The 15,537-nt window shown below is 60.1% G+C and carries 17 protein-coding genes; 4 read left to right on the top strand and 13 right to left on the bottom strand.

From position 1 onward, the window contains the following. Window positions 1-20: 20 nt before the first annotated feature. The 8 genes from NCHU2750_RS30590 to alr all read right to left on the bottom strand — a co-directional run bounded on the left by NCHU2750_RS30590 (window position 21) and on the right by alr (window position 5,869). Window positions 21-197: a hypothetical protein gene (locus tag NCHU2750_RS30590; protein ID WP_162939653.1), complete on the bottom strand. Its 177-nt coding sequence runs from the start codon at window positions 195-197 to the stop codon at window positions 21-23. A 12-nt stretch (window positions 198-209) separates the two neighbouring features. Then, entirely contained in the window at window positions 210-1,913 is a 1,704-nt protein-coding gene (gene kdpA, locus NCHU2750_RS15925; RefSeq protein WP_119941404.1) for a potassium-transporting ATPase subunit KdpA, read from the bottom strand. A 31-nt stretch (window positions 1,914-1,944) separates the two neighbouring features. Further along, window positions 1,945-2,034 (bottom strand): K(+)-transporting ATPase subunit F, encoded by a 90-nt coding sequence (locus tag NCHU2750_RS15930; RefSeq protein WP_119941405.1) that lies wholly within the window; start codon window positions 2,032-2,034, stop codon window positions 1,945-1,947. Between the two features lie 572 nt (window positions 2,035-2,606). Further along, window positions 2,607-2,774, bottom strand: coding sequence for a hypothetical protein (locus NCHU2750_RS30595; RefSeq protein ID WP_162939654.1), 168 nt, complete (start codon window positions 2,772-2,774; stop codon window positions 2,607-2,609). A gap of 10 nt (window positions 2,775-2,784) precedes the next feature. Further along, the gene (locus NCHU2750_RS15935; protein ID WP_119941406.1) at window positions 2,785-3,063 is read right to left on the bottom strand and encodes a hypothetical protein; all 279 of its coding nucleotides are present in this window, start codon (window positions 3,061-3,063) and stop codon (window positions 2,785-2,787) included. Between the two features lie 11 nt (window positions 3,064-3,074). Beyond that, on the bottom strand, window positions 3,075-3,278 hold the full coding sequence (locus NCHU2750_RS15940; RefSeq protein ID WP_119941407.1) for a hypothetical protein: 204 nt from the start codon (window positions 3,276-3,278) through the stop codon (window positions 3,075-3,077). A 184-nt stretch (window positions 3,279-3,462) separates the two neighbouring features. Beyond that, the gene (locus tag NCHU2750_RS15945; protein ID WP_119941408.1) at window positions 3,463-4,713 is read right to left on the bottom strand and encodes a D-amino acid dehydrogenase; all 1,251 of its coding nucleotides are present in this window, start codon (window positions 4,711-4,713) and stop codon (window positions 3,463-3,465) included. Window positions 4,714-4,735: 22 nt separating this feature from the next. Then, window positions 4,736-5,869, bottom strand: a complete 1,134-nt coding sequence (gene alr, locus NCHU2750_RS15950) for an alanine racemase (protein ID WP_119941409.1) — start codon at window positions 5,867-5,869, stop codon at window positions 4,736-4,738. A 124-nt stretch (window positions 5,870-5,993) separates the two neighbouring features. Between alr and NCHU2750_RS15955 the strand changes: the two genes are divergently transcribed. Further along, window positions 5,994-6,452 carry an Lrp/AsnC family transcriptional regulator gene (locus tag NCHU2750_RS15955; RefSeq protein ID WP_119941410.1) on the top strand — a complete coding sequence of 153 codons (459 nt, stop codon included), beginning with the start codon at window positions 5,994-5,996 and terminating at the stop codon, window positions 6,450-6,452. A gap of 83 nt (window positions 6,453-6,535) precedes the next feature. On the opposite strand, the gene NCHU2750_RS15960 is transcribed toward NCHU2750_RS15955, so the two are convergent. The 5 genes from NCHU2750_RS15960 to NCHU2750_RS15980 all read right to left on the bottom strand — a co-directional run bounded on the left by NCHU2750_RS15960 (window position 6,536) and on the right by NCHU2750_RS15980 (window position 10,846). Then, window positions 6,536-7,321: a gluconate 5-dehydrogenase gene (locus NCHU2750_RS15960; RefSeq protein ID WP_119941411.1), complete on the bottom strand. Its 786-nt coding sequence runs from the start codon at window positions 7,319-7,321 to the stop codon at window positions 6,536-6,538. An 88-nt stretch (window positions 7,322-7,409) separates the two neighbouring features. Next, a complete protein-coding gene (gene kduI, locus NCHU2750_RS15965; protein ID WP_119941412.1) occupies window positions 7,410-8,252 on the bottom strand; it encodes a 5-dehydro-4-deoxy-D-glucuronate isomerase in 843 nt (280 codons plus the stop codon). A 46-nt stretch (window positions 8,253-8,298) separates the two neighbouring features. Continuing rightward, window positions 8,299-8,760, bottom strand: a complete 462-nt coding sequence (locus NCHU2750_RS15970) for a NanQ anomerase/TabA/YiaL family protein (protein WP_119941413.1) — start codon at window positions 8,758-8,760, stop codon at window positions 8,299-8,301. 70 nt (window positions 8,761-8,830) lie between these two features. Next, window positions 8,831-9,835 (bottom strand): 2-keto-3-deoxygluconate transporter, encoded by a 1,005-nt coding sequence (gene kdgT / locus NCHU2750_RS15975; protein ID WP_119941414.1) that lies wholly within the window; start codon window positions 9,833-9,835, stop codon window positions 8,831-8,833. Between the two features lie 30 nt (window positions 9,836-9,865). Beyond that, window positions 9,866-10,846 (bottom strand): sugar kinase, encoded by a 981-nt coding sequence (locus tag NCHU2750_RS15980; protein WP_119941415.1) that lies wholly within the window; start codon window positions 10,844-10,846, stop codon window positions 9,866-9,868. Between the two features lie 248 nt (window positions 10,847-11,094). Between NCHU2750_RS15980 and pflB the strand changes: the two genes are divergently transcribed. The 3 genes from pflB (at window position 11,095) to NCHU2750_RS15995 (ending at window position 15,507) form a co-directional block, all read left to right on the top strand. Next, on the top strand, window positions 11,095-13,353 hold the full coding sequence (gene pflB, locus NCHU2750_RS15985; protein ID WP_119941416.1) for a formate C-acetyltransferase: 2,259 nt from the start codon (window positions 11,095-11,097) through the stop codon (window positions 13,351-13,353). 84 nt (window positions 13,354-13,437) lie between these two features. Then, window positions 13,438-14,235 (top strand): pyruvate formate-lyase-activating protein, encoded by a 798-nt coding sequence (gene pflA / locus NCHU2750_RS15990; RefSeq protein WP_119941417.1) that lies wholly within the window; start codon window positions 13,438-13,440, stop codon window positions 14,233-14,235. Window positions 14,236-14,295: 60 nt separating this feature from the next. Continuing rightward, a complete protein-coding gene (locus NCHU2750_RS15995) occupies window positions 14,296-15,507 on the top strand; it encodes an acetate/propionate family kinase (RefSeq protein ID WP_119941418.1) in 1,212 nt (403 codons plus the stop codon). The last annotated feature ends 30 nt before the right edge of the window (window positions 15,508-15,537 follow it).

Here is a 15,537-nt window from a genome sequence, read left to right on the forward strand (position 1 = left end):
ACGGATCAGGGCCAAAAGGGTCAGCCGTGCAAGATTTCGACGACGCAAGTGATGGCGAGAATGCCCGCCATCATCGCGAGAATGGCATTGGAACCGCACCATCTCTGGCGTTCCTGCTGCCTGGACTTGTCCTCATCCTTGCCGCGCGGCTGCGCGGCAAGGATGGATTGTTTGTGGAGTGCATGACGAATGCTCATCCGGGCTCTCCTTTAGAATGTCTGTCCGGCGATCATCGCCAGATGTTCGACGATCGGGCCGAGTGCCAGGGCCGGGAAGAAGGTCAGGCCGCCGACGATCAGGATCGTGCCGACGAGAAGACCGACAAACAGGCCGCCATCGGTGGGGAATGTGCCGGCGGATGCCGGAACGGTCTTCTTGGCGATCAGCGAGCCGGCAATCGCAAGTGCCGGAATGATGACCAGGAAGCGGCCCATCACCATGGCAATGCCGAGCGTCACATTGTACCAGGGCGTGTTGCCGGAAAGCCCGCCGAAGGCAGAACCGTTATTGGCGGCAGCCGACGTATAGGCATAGAGGATTTCCGAGAACCCATGCGGGCCACCGGTGCCGATCGAGGCGACGGCTGAAGGAAGTACGGTGGCGATCGCGGCGAACACGAGCATCGCAAGCGGCAGGCAGAGGACGGCAAGCAGCGCCATCTTCATTTCCTTCGCCTCGATCTTCTTGCCGAGATATTCTGGCGTGCGGCCGACCATCAGACCGGCCACGAAGACGGCGATGATGATGAACATCATGATGCCGTAGAAACCGGCGCCCACGCCACCGACGATGACTTCGCCGAGCTGCATGTTGATGATCGGGATCAGTCCACCAAGGGCGGTGAACGAACCGTGCATGGCATTGACCGCGCCGCAGGATGCGGCCGTGGTGATGACGGCAAAGAGCGACGACAGAACGACGCCGAAACGCACTTCCTTGCCTTCCATATTGCCACCCGACACGCCCATCTGGTGCATGATCGGATTGCCCGCAGCTTCCGCCCAGTAGACGAAAACGACGCCGGCGAGGAACAGGATGCCCATCGCGCCGAGGATCGCCCAGCCCTGGCGCTGATTACCGACCATGCGGCCGAAAACATTGGTCAGTGCCGCGCCGATAGCAAAGATCGACACCATCTGGATGAGGTTCGATATCGCGTCCGGGTTTTCGAACGGATGCGCCGAGTTGGCATTGAAGAAGCCGCCGCCATTGGTGCCCAGCATCTTGATGGCAAGCTGCGAGGCAACCGGTCCAAGCGCGATCGTCTGCTTGGCGCCTTCCAGCGTCGTGGCGTCCACATAAGGGCCAAAGGTCTGCGGCACGCCGAGCCAGACGAAAACCAACGTCAGCACGATGCAGATCGGCAGAAGCAGATAGAGCGTCGCACGGATCATATCGGCCCAGAAATTGCCGACCGACTTGCCCGATGCGCGGGAGAACCCGCGGATAAGAGCAATGGCGATGGCAATGCCGGTGGCAGCCGAGAGAAAGTTCTGTACGGCAAGCCCGGCCATCTGGGTGAGATAGGACATGGTGGCTTCGCCACCATAATTCTGCCAGTTGGTATTGGTGACGAAGCTGACCGCCGTATTGAATGACAGGTCGGACGGCAGGGCCGCCATACCCGCCGGATTGAGCGGCAGCATGTTCTGCAGCCGAAACAGACCGTAGAGAACCAGAACGCCCATGAGATTGAACATCAGCATGGCGAAGGCGTAAGTGGTCCAATGCTGTTCTTCACGGTCACTGGTACCGGCCAGAGCATAAAGGCCCCGTTCGATCGGAGCGAGGACCGGTGAAAGAAATGTGCGTTCGCCCGAAAACACCCGCGTCATATAGGCGCCGAGCGGTTTGACGAGAACAAGAACGATCCCGCAGTAGACGAGGATCTGAAGCCATCCGTTGAGGGTCATGTGAGGAAACTTTCAGTTCCCGAAGACTTCGTCAGAAGCGTTCGGGGCGGATGAGAGCGTAGGTGAGGTAGAGTGCGAGAAAGACGGTGACGGCACCGCCGAGAACGTAGTCGAGTATCATTGCGCCCTCCCCTCAAAGCCTGTCGCAAGCGCGGGTGTAAGCGAAGCACAGGGCGAAGAAGACGACCGCCGTGCCAACGAGAATGATGTCCATCATCGATCTGGGTCCCTTTGATCTGATCGAGACCAGACAAGCCGAAGCGCGCCATCCGGCGGGACGGCGCTTTTGCGGTTTCTGGTGCTGAGAGGATCTTCCGATCTTCCACGCTCGAATATGGCGCCGAGGCGCATAGGGTTTCGAGACGGGCGGGAGAGCGAAGATATAGGAATTTTATAGGAATTTTTCGGGGGGGGGCCGACGCCGAGCTTGGTCTGGCCCTTCAGGCTAACGAGCGGTCCTGCTGAAAAAGTCCCCCTCTGGCCTGCCGGCCATCTCCCCCACAAGGGGGGAGAAGACTTCCGGCACTCTCTCGCCTCAATTGGGCATCGACCGAGGGTCTGGGTTAAGCCCTCCCCCTTGTGGGGGTCCGAAGGACGGGTTGAGACGCGTGTCTCAACCCCGGAAGGTTGGGAGGGGTCTTTCTTTATACGATGGCACGGCTGGTAGCGCGCTCAGCCCGCAAGAAAGGCTGTTCAGAACAGCGCCATCTCGAGCACAGAAGCGACCCCGACCAAGACCAGCATCACCATCATCATGCCAAGGATCACACCCACTCCGTGCAACTGCCCGGAACCGATCAAGCGCTGCATCTGGCCACGGGGATAAACGCATCCCCGCAAATACCGAAGAGAAGGGAACATCTGGCACACCTCACGCCCGGCCGGCGACCCGGCTTCCTGCCGAGAGGCGGTGCGGATCCAAGGCCTCGCCCAGCTTGAGCGTCACATGCTCCGGCAGGCACCAGACGGCGCCGGGCGTATGATCGCTTTCGAACATGGCGAAATGCACCGCGGAAGCACGGTCGGCGAAAAGGCCGCCGACCTTGCCTTCCATGTCGTTGACGATCCAGCGGCCCCTCACGTCGCGGCCGACGGTGAAGCGGATACCCGTCGCGGGAGGCTCATGATCGATCATTGCAAGCTTGGCCATAACACGTCTCCTCAACCGACCATAGCCGCCAGCGTGGCAATTGCGCCGAAGCCGACACAAAGCACAGCGGCAAGGCGAAGAGCGATGCCAATGCTCATGCCGGATGCGCTATTGACGGCATTTCGCCCGCCCGCAGAGCTGCGGGCCAGACGGCGGCGCTGCGCGCCCGCCTCATTCAGATTGAGAAGATAGATACTGCCCAGACGACCATACATGGGTCACTCCTTGTCGATCGAAGTTGCGCGGCTAAGGCCGCGGAACCGACATCGAATGCGATGTCTGATCAAAAGGTAGCGACTGCCTCATAGGCATTCGATTGGGACGGGGGCATGAATAAATAGGAAAGACATATACCCGCCGCGGATCGTCGTTTCGATCGCGGCGGGTATCGGCAATGCCTCAGGCGTAGCGGGAAACGGCAAGGTCCGTGGCGTCGATTTCCGGCTTTTTGCCGCTGACGATGGCGCTGATGACCTTCGCCGAGCCGCAGCTCATCGTCCATCCGAGCGTACCGTGGCCGGTATTGAGGAACAGGCCCTTGACTTTGGTGGCGCCGATCACCGGCGTGCCGTCCGGCGTCATCGGCCGCAGGCCCGACCAGAACTCGGCCTTTTTCACATCACCGCCGGGGAACAAATCGGTGACAGAATGCTCCAGCGTCGCACGGCGCTTGGGACCGAGATCGTTGGTATAGCCGGAAATTTCCGCCATGCCGCCGACCCGGATACGGTCGCCGAGGCGGGTAATGGCGATCTTGTAGGTCTCGTCCATGACGGTCGATTCCGGTGCACGCGATGCATCGGTGATCGGGATCGTCAACGAATAGCCCTTGACCGGATAGACCGGCAGCTTGATGCCGACCTGCTTTGCCAGCATCGGCGAATAGCTGCCAAGCGCGATGACGACGGCGTCAGAGCGCAGCGTCTGCTTGTCGGTGACCACGCCGCGGATCTGACCGCCCTCGACATCCAGCGCCTTGATATTGGTGCCCCAGACGAACTTCACGCCCAGCTCCACTGCCTTCAGCGCCAGCGCATTGGTGAACTTGAAGCAATCGCCCGTCTCGTCCTTCGGCGTCAAAAGGCCACCGACGATCTTGTGGCGGACATGCTTGAGTGCCGGCTCGACGCGAATGCAGCCTTCCGGATCGAGCACTTCATAGGGAATGCCGTCTGCCGCCAGCGCCTTGACATCGGATGCAGATGCATCGAGCTGCTGCTGCTTGCGAAACAGCTGCAGAGTACCCTGCATCCGCTCGTCATAGGCAATCCCTGTTTCCGAGCGGACTTCGGCCAGCGAGACGCGGGCATAATCGGCAAGCCGCAGCATGCGGCTCTTGTTGACCGCATAGCGCTCCGCCGTGCAGTTCATCAGCATCTTCAGCATCCAGGACAGCATTGCCGCATCCATCTTCGGACGCAGGATCAGCGGCGCATGTTCCATGAACAGCCACTTCATTGCCTTCATCGGGATGCCGGGCGCTGCCCAGGGCGAGCAGTAGCCGAACGAGACTTCACCGGCATTGGCAAAGCTGGTTTCCAGCGCCGGGCCTTCCTGCCGGTCGATGACCGTCACGTCATGGCCGGCCTTGGCCAGTTGATAGGCTGACGTTACGCCGACGACGCCGGCTCCGAGAACGATGACTTTCATGGACTTCCCCGTCTTTATATTTTCAAGGTTTTAAATATTCGCGCTGGTAGCGCTGGCCGAGGCTGGTCAGCACCTCATAGGAAATCGTTCCGGCCGCCTGCGCAAGATCATCCAGCGTCTGGTGCGGCCCGATCATCTCCACCAGGCTGCCGAGCATAAGCGTTCCTTCCGGCAGGCTGCTGATATCGACCGTCATGCTGTCCATCGAAACGCGTCCGACGATCGGCAGGCGAACATCGCCATAATAGGCGGCACCGCGATCACTGAGGCTGCGTGGCAATCCGTCGGCATAGCCCGCTGCGATAGTGGCAAGGCGCATTTCCTTGGGCGCCACGAAGGTCGCGCCATAACCCACCTTCGCGCCGGCGGGCACCGTCCGCGTCTGGACCACGGCGATCTTCAGGCTGACGGTCGGCTCCATCGGATTGACCGCATCCGGCGTCGGATTTCCACCATAGGTAGCAATTCCGGGGCGTGCCATCAAATGATGGAAGCGCTTGCCGAGAAATACCCCGCCGGAATTGGCAAAGCAGACCGGAAACTCGGGAAACTCCGCCGCAATCCGCTCCATCTCGGCAATCTGCTCGCCGTTCTGGGCACTGTCTGCCTCATCGGCAGAGGCGAGATGGCTCATGATGAAGCGGATATCGATGAGCGGATGACGGGCCAGTTCGGTCTTCAACTGCGCCTGTTCCACAGGCGACAGGCCAAGCCGCGACATGCCGGTATCGAACTGAATGGCGGCGGCGAGCGGCTTGCCCATCAGCGTGGCCGTCTCGCCCCAGCGACGCAACTGCTCGAGAGAATTCAAAACCGGAATGATACCGGCTGCGGCGCAGGCCGCCTCGTTGCCGGGCTGGAGACCATTCAGGACATAGAGGATAGCATCGTCTGCAAGCACGGGACGAAGGGTTGCGGCCTCGGAAAAATGCGCCGTGAAGAAGTCACGGCATCCGGCCTGGTAGAACGCCTCGGCCACCGGTCGCGCACCAAGCCCGTAGGCATCCGCCTTGACCACGGCTGCGGTACGCGCGGGCGCCAGCATGCCGGCAAGCTTCAGGTAGTTTCGGCGGATCGCACCGAGATCGATGGTGAGATAGCCCGAGGCGACGGGATCGATCACCTGGGCGGACATACCGGCCATTCTCGCGTTCATTGTAGCCCCTCTTTTTTCAGGTGAGCATAATGAAATAATCGTGGAATTTCCTGCCAATCAGTGACAGAAAATTGCATTGAGGCGCCTCGTTTGAAAGCCTCTGCGAAATTTTGGAATAATATTCATGGCCGCCCTCGATGTCATAGATCGCAATCTGGTTCGCCTGCTGCGGCTGAATGCCCGCATGAGCAATGCAGCACTGGCGGCCGAGGTCGGTCTGTCGCCATCCGCCTGCCTGAGACGCATCAAGCTTCTCGAGGAGAACGGCGTCATCCGCGGTTATACCGCACTCGTCGACAACGACCAGAACGGTATCGCCGTGCTGATCAACATCACGCTTGAGCGACAGACGGAAGACTATCTCAATCGCTTCGAGGCGGCGGTCCGCAAATATCCGGAAATCCGCGAATGCTTCCTGATGACGGGCGGATCCGACTATTTCCTGCGCGTCGAGGTCGCCAATGCCGGCGAGTTCGAGCGGATCCACAAGGAGATCCTGTCGGCACTTCCGGGCGTCTTGCGCATCCATTCCAGCTTCTCGATCCGCAACGTGCTGATGACGCGGGCAAAGAAGGGGCGTTGAATACGGACCCGAATGCAAAAGCGCCGCTCCTGCCACACAGGAACGGCGCTCCGATCAGTTGCTATCAGGTCATCGACCCAAAATCAGGGCTGCTTGCCGATATAGGCCAGAATGCCGCCGTCGACATAGAGCACGTGACCGTTGACGAAGTCGGAAGCCGACGAGGCGAGGAAGACGGCCGGACCCTTGAGGTCTTCCGTCGTACCCCAGCGGTTTGCCGGCGTCTTGGCCAGGATGAAGGAGTTGAACGGATGGCCGGGCTCGCGCAGCGGTGCGGTCTGCGGCGTTTCGATATAGCCGGGGCCGATGCCGTTGCACTGGATGTTCATCGCGCCGTATTCGGAGGCGATATTGCGGGTCAGCATCTTCAGACCGCCCTTGGCTGCCGCATAGGCAGACACGGTTTCGCGGCCAAGCTCGCTCATCATCGAGCAGATGTTGATGATCTTGCCGCCGCCCTTCTTGATCATGCTCGGAATGACGGCCTTGGCGAGAATGAACGGAGCGGTCAGGTCGATATCGATGACCTGGCGGAAATCCTTCACGTCCATTTCATGCATCGGCACGCGCTTGATGATGCCGGCATTGTTGACCAGGATGTCGATCGGGCCGAGGTCCTTCTCGATATCGGCAACGAGCTTCTGCACCCCAGGCTCATCGGTCACGTCACAGACATAACCCTTGGCGTCGATCCCGGCTGCCTTATAGGCCTCGACACCCTTCTTGAGAAAATCCTCGTTGATATCGTTGAAGGCAATCGTGGCGCCGGCTTCGGCGAGCGCGCTCGCCAGTGCAAATCCGATACCGTAGGAAGCGCCCGTCACGAGTGCAATCTTGCCCTTGAGTGAAAAGCTTTCTGGATACGTCAATGTCTCAAATCCCTTTTGTCATGAAAACGGCCGGAGCGGCCCTTAAAATCCGGCCGCTCCCCCCTGTGAATACACTGAGTGGGCGCGCTTAGCGCAGGTCGCTGATGGCGATATGGTCCATGTCGTCGAAGGTGAGGTTTTCGCCGCACATGGCCCAGATGAACGTATAGGCAGCCGTGCCGCAGCCGGCATGGATCGACCAGGACGGCGAGATGACGGCCTGTTCGTTCTGCACCAGGATATGGCGTGTTTCCTGGCCTTCGCCCATCATGTGGAAGACGGCCTGGTCGGCAGCGATATCGAAGTAGAAATACACTTCCGAACGGCGCTCATGGGTGTGAGCCGGCATGGTGTTCCAGACATTGCCGGAATTCAGCTCGGTCAGCCCCATGGAGAGCTGGCAGGTTTCCAGCACGTCCGGATGGATGAACTGGTTGATGACGCGCTTGTTGGCGGTTGCCAGATCACCGACAGGCTTCTTCTTGGCGTCGGCAATCGACAGGAAGGTGGTCTTGCAGGTCTTGTGGGCCGGCGCGGAGACCATGTAATATTTGGCCGGATTTGCCTTGTCCTTGCTGGTAAAGACGACCGACTTGGTGCCCTTGCCGATATAGAGGCAATCGCGCAGGCCAAGCACGTAGACTTCACCGTCCACGTCGACCGTGCCTTCGCCGCCGAGGTTGAAAATGCCGAGTTCGCGGCGTTCCAGCACGTAGTTGGTGCCGAAATTCTTCATGCAGTCGATGCCCTTGTCGAGCGGCACTGCTTCGTTGACCGGCTGGCAGCCGAACATGACCATGCGGTCGACATGGCTGTAGGTGGCAACGATCTGGTCAGCGACGAAAAGCTTTTCGATCAGGAATTCAGCCCGCGTTTCCGCGGTCGTATAACGCTTGAAATCCCTCTGGCTGGCCGAGTAGCGGATGTCCATGATAACACTCCTGTAAGACTGGATTGGTTCTGAAATTCGGGGGCGCTCAGGCGATGAGCTTGATCACAACCTTGCGCACCTTGCCGGATACCCCCTCTGCACATCCCGGACGATGGATGTCGGTTGGATAGAACACCGCATAGGCACCTGCGGCAAGGACAAGATCCGTCTCGTCCGTCACCTTAGAGTAGAACTTGACGTCCTTGGCCTCGATTAGGTCCTCTTCCACCGTGTAATCGGCGGCGAGCGGGGCATAGCCGATCACTTCACGACCGCTGAAGACGAACTGGATGTCGGTGTAGACGGCATGCGATTCCGGCCGCTTTTCGGCTTTGGGAAGAGTGTCGTAATCCTGGATCAACGCGAAAATCGTGTCGCCGTCGATATCGACCCGGCCTGCCGGCAGCGCGGCAATGTCGGTCTCGGCGATGAACTTCAGGCCTTTCTGGACATTGAGGGGAAGAGTTGCCGCGTCGCGGTCGACGGTGGCGATATTGCTGAGAAACATGAATGCATTCCTTATGTCGGGATGGGGCCGGCCCTGTCGCCGGCCCTTGATAGGTGTCGATCAGGTCCGCTTAAGACTTGACCGCGCCCTCCAGTGCCCCCTCGACCGGCTTCTCGGCCACCGGGTTCCTGGCCTTCATGTGCTTTGCATAGATGCCGGTCAGGATCGGAACGAGAATTGCGGTGGTCAGGCATGCTGCGGCAACCAGCGAAGTGGCGGCGGCGGCGGCCGGTTTGAACTGCGGGGCCATCTCGGCGATGATCATCGGGTTGGCGACGGCGGCACCGGCAGCAGACGAAGCTGCAAGACCGGCAGTACCGTTACCGCCACCGATGATGCGGTCGGCAAGGATCAGCGGGATACCGGTGATGAAGATGACGATGACGCCGAGCAGGATGCCACCGAGACCGGTCTGGGCGATGACATGCAGGTCGATGCCGTTGCCGAGTGCGAAACCGAAGAACGGAATGAGTGTCTGCACGCCACGGCCGAAGAATTCACGCAGGTCCTTGTCGAGGTTGCCGAGCAGGAAGCCGATCAGGAACGGCAGCACGGCGCCGACGAACAGGTGCGGCTCGAATGTGGCGACACCCGATGCACCGAGGATCAGCATCGAGACCAGCGGACCCGATTCGATCGACATCAGCACGAATGCGCCCGACTCTTCCTTGGAACCGTACTGGTTCATGATGGCCGCATAGAGCCCACCATTGGTCATGTCCATTGCGGCGCAGATGGCGAGTGCCGAGAAACCCATGAACAGGCCTGACTGGACCCCCTCCAGCGGCAGGAACTGGGCTGCGACATAGGTGCTTCCCCAAGCGACCAATGTCTTGACGACAACCAGGTTACCCGACTTGCGCAGAACCGTGCCGGTGGCACGAAGATCGATCGTGGCCCCCATGCAGAAGAACCAGACGGCCAGGATCGGACCCGTCCCGGTGATCAGGCCGTTGGTGAATGAACCGAAATAACTTCCGGCCCAGGGAAAGAATGTCTTGCAGAGTGCGCCCAGAATGAGCGGCACGAGCATCAACCCGCCTGGGACCTTATCAATTGCTTTCTTAATATGCATTATCGTAACCCTCCTTGATAAAGAAATTCGCTATTCCGCAGCGCTGATAAGACTGCTCCGGCTGGCGATTTCCGATGCGAAGACGTCAGGTGTGGCGTCTTTCGGGATGATTGCGCCGTGGTGCTGAACGACCGCACCGGCGACGACATGGGCTCTGTGAGCGGCCTCCGCGGGGGCGATCCCGAGGCTGCGGCCGAGGATATAGGCAGCCGAAAAGCTGTCACCCGCTGCAGTAGTGTCCACGACTTTGTCGAGCTTCAGAGCCGGCACGACCTCGACCTTGCCGTCATGAATGATCGTGCAGGGACCCGCACCATCCTTGATGACGACTTCCAGCTTCGACGACGTCGAGAAGCGGGCGACGCCAGCCTCCATGGTCGGTTCGATACCGAAAGCTGCAAGTTCCTCGACCGTCAGCATCAGGCGGTGAGTGAAAGCGGTGATCCGCTCGTAAACCGCCTTTGTCGTTTCGGCGTTTTCCCACAGGAGCGGCCGATAGTTGCAGTCGAAGTCGACATTGACGCCGCCCTTTGCGAGTTCTTCCAGCCTCGTCAGAAGCCGTTCGCGGCTCGCAGGCTTGAGAACCGCCAGGCTGATGCCCGAGACATAAATGCTCGTGAAGTCGGCCAATGCCGCAAGCAGTTCGTCGGAACCCTCTCCCTCGAACGTCTCGCGCGCTGCGGCCTCTCCACGCCAGTAGAAGAAACGGCGCTCACCGGTCGGATCGGTCTTGATGAAATAGAGACCGGGCCGACGGCCTTTCCGGCGCAGCACAAGATGGTCGTCGACCCCCTGAGCATTCCAGAATGCCGACATGTCCTCGCTGAAAGGATCGTCGCCGATCGCAGTCACATACGAGACGAATGGCCCCAGACCTGCACCCAGACGGGCCAGATAAGCGGCGGTATTGAATGTGTCTCCGCCGAATGCCTGTGTGATCGATCCATCTGGCTTGCGCTGCAGTTCGACCATGCATTCGCCGATCGAGGCTACGCGTATTTCCAGTGTCATTTTGCCTCCCTTCCGCCCCCGAGGCGTCGCGCTGGCCGGGGTGTGGGGGCTTGCAGAGGAATTCGTCCAGCGCTGCCCGGACCATATTCACACTCATCAATTGCTACGTTGATCGGGATCAATCTTTACGGGGGCTTCCGGCGGTAGATTGCAATCGGAAACCACGAGACCTTGCAGCTGCTGAGGGGGATTGTGGGAGGGAGGACGCTTCACCAATGCCGCAAGGCAAAACATAAGGAAGATGACAAATGGGCATCCTTTCCCAGACAATTGTCCCCGCCGATCCATGGGCCGGCTTCAAGGGAGAAACATGGCGCAACGCCGTCGACGTGCGCGATTTCATCCAGAACAATTACACACCTTATTTGGCAGACAGCACTTTCCTGGCAGGCCCGACCCCGCGAACCCTCAAGGTTTGGGAAACATTGGGCAAGCTCCTTGCCGAAGAACGCAAGAAGGGCGTCCTCGCCGTTTCCGCCGACCGCGCTTCGACGATTACGGCCCATGACGCCGGCTATATCGACGAAAGCCTCGAACTGATCGTCGGCCTGCAGACCGACGCGCCGCTGAAGCGCGCCATCATGCCGAACGGCGGCCTGCGCATGGTCGAAAACGGCCTCGAAGCCTTCGGTTTTGAACTTGATCCGTCGGTCCACGAAATCTGGACAAAATACCGCAAGAGCCACAACCAGGGTATCTTCGACGTCTACAGCCCGGAAATTCTCGCCGCCCGCAAGTCCGGCGTCATTACCGGCCTGCCGGATGCCTATGGTCGCGGCCGCATCATCGGCGACTATCGCCGCGTTGCCCTCTACGGCACGGATGCGCTGCGCGCCTATAAGCTGAAGGACTTCCGCGCCATCGAGAACGAAGTCTTCAATGACGACGTGATGCGCCTGCGCGAAGAAATGTCGGAACAGTATCGCGCTCTCGATGAACTGAAGGAAATGGCCGCCAAGTATGGCTGCGACATTTCCAAGCCGGCAACCAATGCCCGCGAAGCCATCCAGTGGACCTATTTCGCCTATCTGGCAGCCGTCAAGGAACAGAACGGTGCGGCCATGTCGCTCGGCCGTGTCTCGACTTTCCTCGACATCTACATCCAGCGCGATATCGACGCAGGCATCCTGACCGAAGAACAGGCTCAGGAACTGATCGACGACATGATCATCAAGCTCCGGATCGTCCGCTTCCTGCGCACGCCAGAGTATGACCAGCTGTTCTCGGGTGACCCCACCTGGGTCACGGAATCGATCGGTGGCGTCGGCGAAGACGGCCGCCCGCTCGTCACCAAGTCGAGCTACCGCTTCCTGCACACTCTCTACAACCTCGGCCCGGCTCCGGAACCGAACCTGACCGTGCTGTGGAGCACCAAGCTGCCGGAAGGCTTCAAGAACTTCTGCGCCAAGGTGTCGGCCGATACCAGCGCCATCCAGTACGAGAACGACGACCTGATGCGGCCCAAGTGGGGCGACGACTACGGCATTGCCTGCTGCGTCTCCGCCATGCGCATCGGCAAGCAGATGCAGTTCTTCGGTGCCCGCTCCAACCTCGCAAAGGCCCTGCTCTATGCGATCAACGGCGGCGTCGATGAAAAGAGCGGTGCAGTCGTTGCCAAGGGCTTCGAACCGATCAAGGGCGACGTCCTCGACTATGACGAAGTCATGGCCAAGTTCGACAAGATGATGGACTGGCTGGCCAAGACCTATGTCAAGGCGCTCAACACCGTCCACTACATGCACGACAAATACGCTTACGAGCGTATCGAAATGGCCCTGCACGACCGCGACATCCTGCGCACCATGGCTTGCGGCATCGCCGGCCTGTCGGTCGCAGCCGATAGCCTCTCGGCCATCAAGTATGCCAAGGTCAAGGTCATCCGCAACGAGGCAGGTCTCGCCGTCGATTACAAGATTGAAGGCAGCTACCCCGCTTACGGCAACAACGACGACCGTGCGGACAGTATCGCTGTATGGCTGACCGAAACCTTCATGAAGAAGGTTGCTTCCCAGCCCTACTTCTATCGCAACTCGATGCCGACCCAGTCGGTCCTGACGATCACCTCTAACGTGGTCTACGGCAAGAAGACCGGCAACACGCCGGACGGCCGTCGCGCAGGCGAGCCCTTCGCACCGGGTGCAAACCCGATGAACGGTCGCGACACCAAGGGCTTCGTGGCTGCCGGCGCATCGGTTGCCAAGATCCCCTACGAATCCGCCCTGGACGGTATTTCCTGGACGGCTTCGGCAACACCCGATGCCCTGGGCAGGACCTCGGACGAACGTGCGAAGAACCTCGCAAATTGCCTCGATGCCTACACGGCAGCAGGTGGTTTCCATGTCAACGTCAACGTCTTCAATCGCGAGACGCTGGTCGACGCCATGGATCATCCGGAACTCTACCCGCAGCTTACCGTGCGCGTATCCGGATATGCGGTCAATTTCGTCAAGCTGACCCGTGAACAGCAGCTCGACGTCATCTCGCGCACATTCCACTCGAAGATGTAACCGTTAGCGGCTACACTGGGCGCATATGTAGACCATATGCGCCCAGATACCGAGACCTCAGTCCTCTTATACACGAGCAGCATCATGGACATTCAACGAGCGATCGCCCGCCCGCCCAAGGCGCATGCACCCGCAGGGTGCCACCTGTCGACGGATTTCGGGTACCTGCATTCCGTCGAAAGCGGTGCAGCCGTCGATGGTCCCGGAATGCGCTTCGTCTTCTTCATGGCGGGCTGCCTGTTCCGCTGCATCTATTGCCACAACCCCGACACCTGGAAGCTTCACAACGGACGCAAGATCACGCTCGACGACGCCATGGCCGAGATCAAGCCCTATGGCGGCTTCCTCAAGATGGCCGGCGGCGTGACGATCTCCGGCGGCGAACCACTGATGCAGGCTCCCTTCGTCGGTGAGATGTTCCGCCACTTCAAGACCGAGCTTGGCCTCCATACTGCGCTGGATACCCAGGGTTACCTTCATGCCACCGTAGAAGACGAGTGGTTCGACAACGTCGACCTCGTCCTTCTCGACATCAAGCATATCGACCCGGAAGTCTATCTGCGTCTGACCGCCCAGCCGCTGCAGCCGACCCTCGATTTCGCCCACCGGCTTGTCAGACTGAACAAGCCGATATGGCTCAGATATGTCCTCGTGCCCGGCTGGACCGATGGACATGACGACATTGCCAAACTTGCAGACTTCCTCGCCGGCCTCGGTTCGATCGTCGAGCGTGTCGAAGTCCTGCCCTTCCACCAGATGGGTACCCACAAATGGGAACAGCTGGGGATGCATTACCCCCTCGCCGGAGCTCCGACGCCAACGCCGGAATCGACGCAGGAAGCCAGAAACATATTCGCACAGCGTGGCCTGACAGTGTTCTGACGCCTTTTGCGTCGCAAGGCCTGCTTCACTTAAGACTATAAAAATGCAGGGAAATTTGATATGATCGATGTTCGTTCGTTCGTTCTCGTAGTCAATTGCGGGAGTTCGTCCGTCAAGTTCGGCGTCTTCTCCGGCTCGGGCCGCGAACCCATCCTGTCTGCGCTCGCTGAAAATCTCGGACAGGCGACAAGCCGCCTCGTCGTCAAGGAGAATGGCGAGAAGACCGAGATGTCGCTTGATGGCGGCAGTCATGATGTCGCGCTCCAGAAACTGCTCGGCATCCTTGACGACAAGGACTGGCTGGGTTCGGTCGTCGCCGTCGGTCACCGCATCGTTCATGGCGGCGAGCAATTCTGCGCCGCCACCCGTATCGATGGCAGCGTGCTGCACGACATCAACGGCCTCTCCCGCCTGGCACCGCTGCACAACCCGGCCAACGTGCTCGGCGTGCGCACCGCCATGGCGGCGCTGCCCTCCATCCCTCATGTCGCCGTCTTCGACACCGCCTTTCACGCCACGATGCCGCCGGCCGCCTATGCCTATGCCATCCCGCAGGATTGCTACCGCAATCTCGGCATCCGCCGTTACGGCTTCCACGGCACCAGCCATCGCTATGTCGCCATGGAAGCCGTCTCGCTCCTCGGCCTCGACCCGCAAGACCATGGCATCGTCATCGCCCATCTCGGCAATGGTGCCTCGGCAACTGCAGTTCGCAACGGCCAGAGCCTCGACACTTCGATGGGCTTCACCCCGCTCGAAGGCCTCGTCATGGGCACCCGCTCGGGCGATATCGATCCCGGCGCACTGTTCCACATCGCCCGCGAGGACGGCCTGTCGATCGACGAACTCGATACGCTCTTGAACCGCAAGAGCGGCCTTCTCGGCCTCTCCGGCCTTTCCAACGATTGCCGCACGCTCGAAAGCGCCGCCAGGGAAGGGCACGAGGGTGCAAAGCTTGCGCTCGACGTCTTCGTTCACCGGCTGGCACGCTATATCGGCGGCCTCGCCACCTCGCTCGATCGGCTGGACGCCGTCGTCTTCACCGGCGGCATCGGCGAAAACTCGGCCACCATGCGCAAGGCCACGATCGAACACCTCAAGGTGCTTGGCCTCACGCTCGACGAAGATGCCAACAGCCAGATGTTCGGCGGCCGTTGCGGCGTGATCAGCACCGCTGCCAGCAAGCCGGTCGCAGCCGTGATCGCCACTAATGAGGAATGGATGATCGCCCATGACACCCTGAGTATCGTCACCAGCACCGAGGCCGCCTGATCGCAGCCCGGACGACGCTCACTCACCAAG

This window comes from Neorhizobium sp. NCHU2750 (assembly GCF_003597675.1).
Lineage (GTDB): Bacteria > Pseudomonadota > Alphaproteobacteria > Rhizobiales > Rhizobiaceae > Neorhizobium.

Bases quoted from the DNA above. Each gene is read 5' to 3' on its own strand.
- NCHU2750_RS30595 (WP_162939654.1), bottom strand. From the start codon at position 2,774: ATGTTCCCTTCTCTTCGGTATTTGCGGGGATGCGTTTATCCCCGTGGC.
- pflA (WP_119941417.1), top strand. From the start codon at position 13,438: ATGGACATTCAACGAGCGATCGCCCGCCCGCCCAAGGCGCATGCACCC.
- NCHU2750_RS30590 (WP_162939653.1), bottom strand. From the start codon at position 197: ATGAGCATTCGTCATGCACTCCACAAACAATCCATCCTTGCCGCGCAG.
- NCHU2750_RS15935 (WP_119941406.1), bottom strand. From the start codon at position 3,063: ATGGCCAAGCTTGCAATGATCGATCATGAGCCTCCCGCGACGGGTATC.
- kduI (WP_119941412.1), bottom strand. From the start codon at position 8,252: ATGGACATCCGCTACTCGGCCAGCCAGAGGGATTTCAAGCGTTATACG.
- NCHU2750_RS15940 (WP_119941407.1), bottom strand. From the start codon at position 3,278: ATGTATGGTCGTCTGGGCAGTATCTATCTTCTCAATCTGAATGAGGCG.
- NCHU2750_RS15955 (WP_119941410.1), top strand. From the start codon at position 5,994: ATGGCCGCCCTCGATGTCATAGATCGCAATCTGGTTCGCCTGCTGCGG.
- alr (WP_119941409.1), bottom strand. From the start codon at position 5,869: ATGAACGCGAGAATGGCCGGTATGTCCGCCCAGGTGATCGATCCCGTC.
- NCHU2750_RS15930 (WP_119941405.1), bottom strand. From the start codon at position 2,034: ATGATACTCGACTACGTTCTCGGCGGTGCCGTCACCGTCTTTCTCGCA.
- pflB (WP_119941416.1), top strand. From the start codon at position 11,095: ATGGGCATCCTTTCCCAGACAATTGTCCCCGCCGATCCATGGGCCGGC.
- kdgT (WP_119941414.1), bottom strand. From the start codon at position 9,835: ATGCATATTAAGAAAGCAATTGATAAGGTCCCAGGCGGGTTGATGCTC.
- NCHU2750_RS15995 (WP_119941418.1), top strand. From the start codon at position 14,296: ATGATCGATGTTCGTTCGTTCGTTCTCGTAGTCAATTGCGGGAGTTCG.
- kdpA (WP_119941404.1), bottom strand. From the start codon at position 1,913: ATGACCCTCAACGGATGGCTTCAGATCCTCGTCTACTGCGGGATCGTT.
- NCHU2750_RS15945 (WP_119941408.1), bottom strand. From the start codon at position 4,713: ATGAAAGTCATCGTTCTCGGAGCCGGCGTCGTCGGCGTAACGTCAGCC.
- NCHU2750_RS15980 (WP_119941415.1), bottom strand. From the start codon at position 10,846: ATGACACTGGAAATACGCGTAGCCTCGATCGGCGAATGCATGGTCGAA.
- NCHU2750_RS15970 (WP_119941413.1), bottom strand. From the start codon at position 8,760: ATGTTTCTCAGCAATATCGCCACCGTCGACCGCGACGCGGCAACTCTT.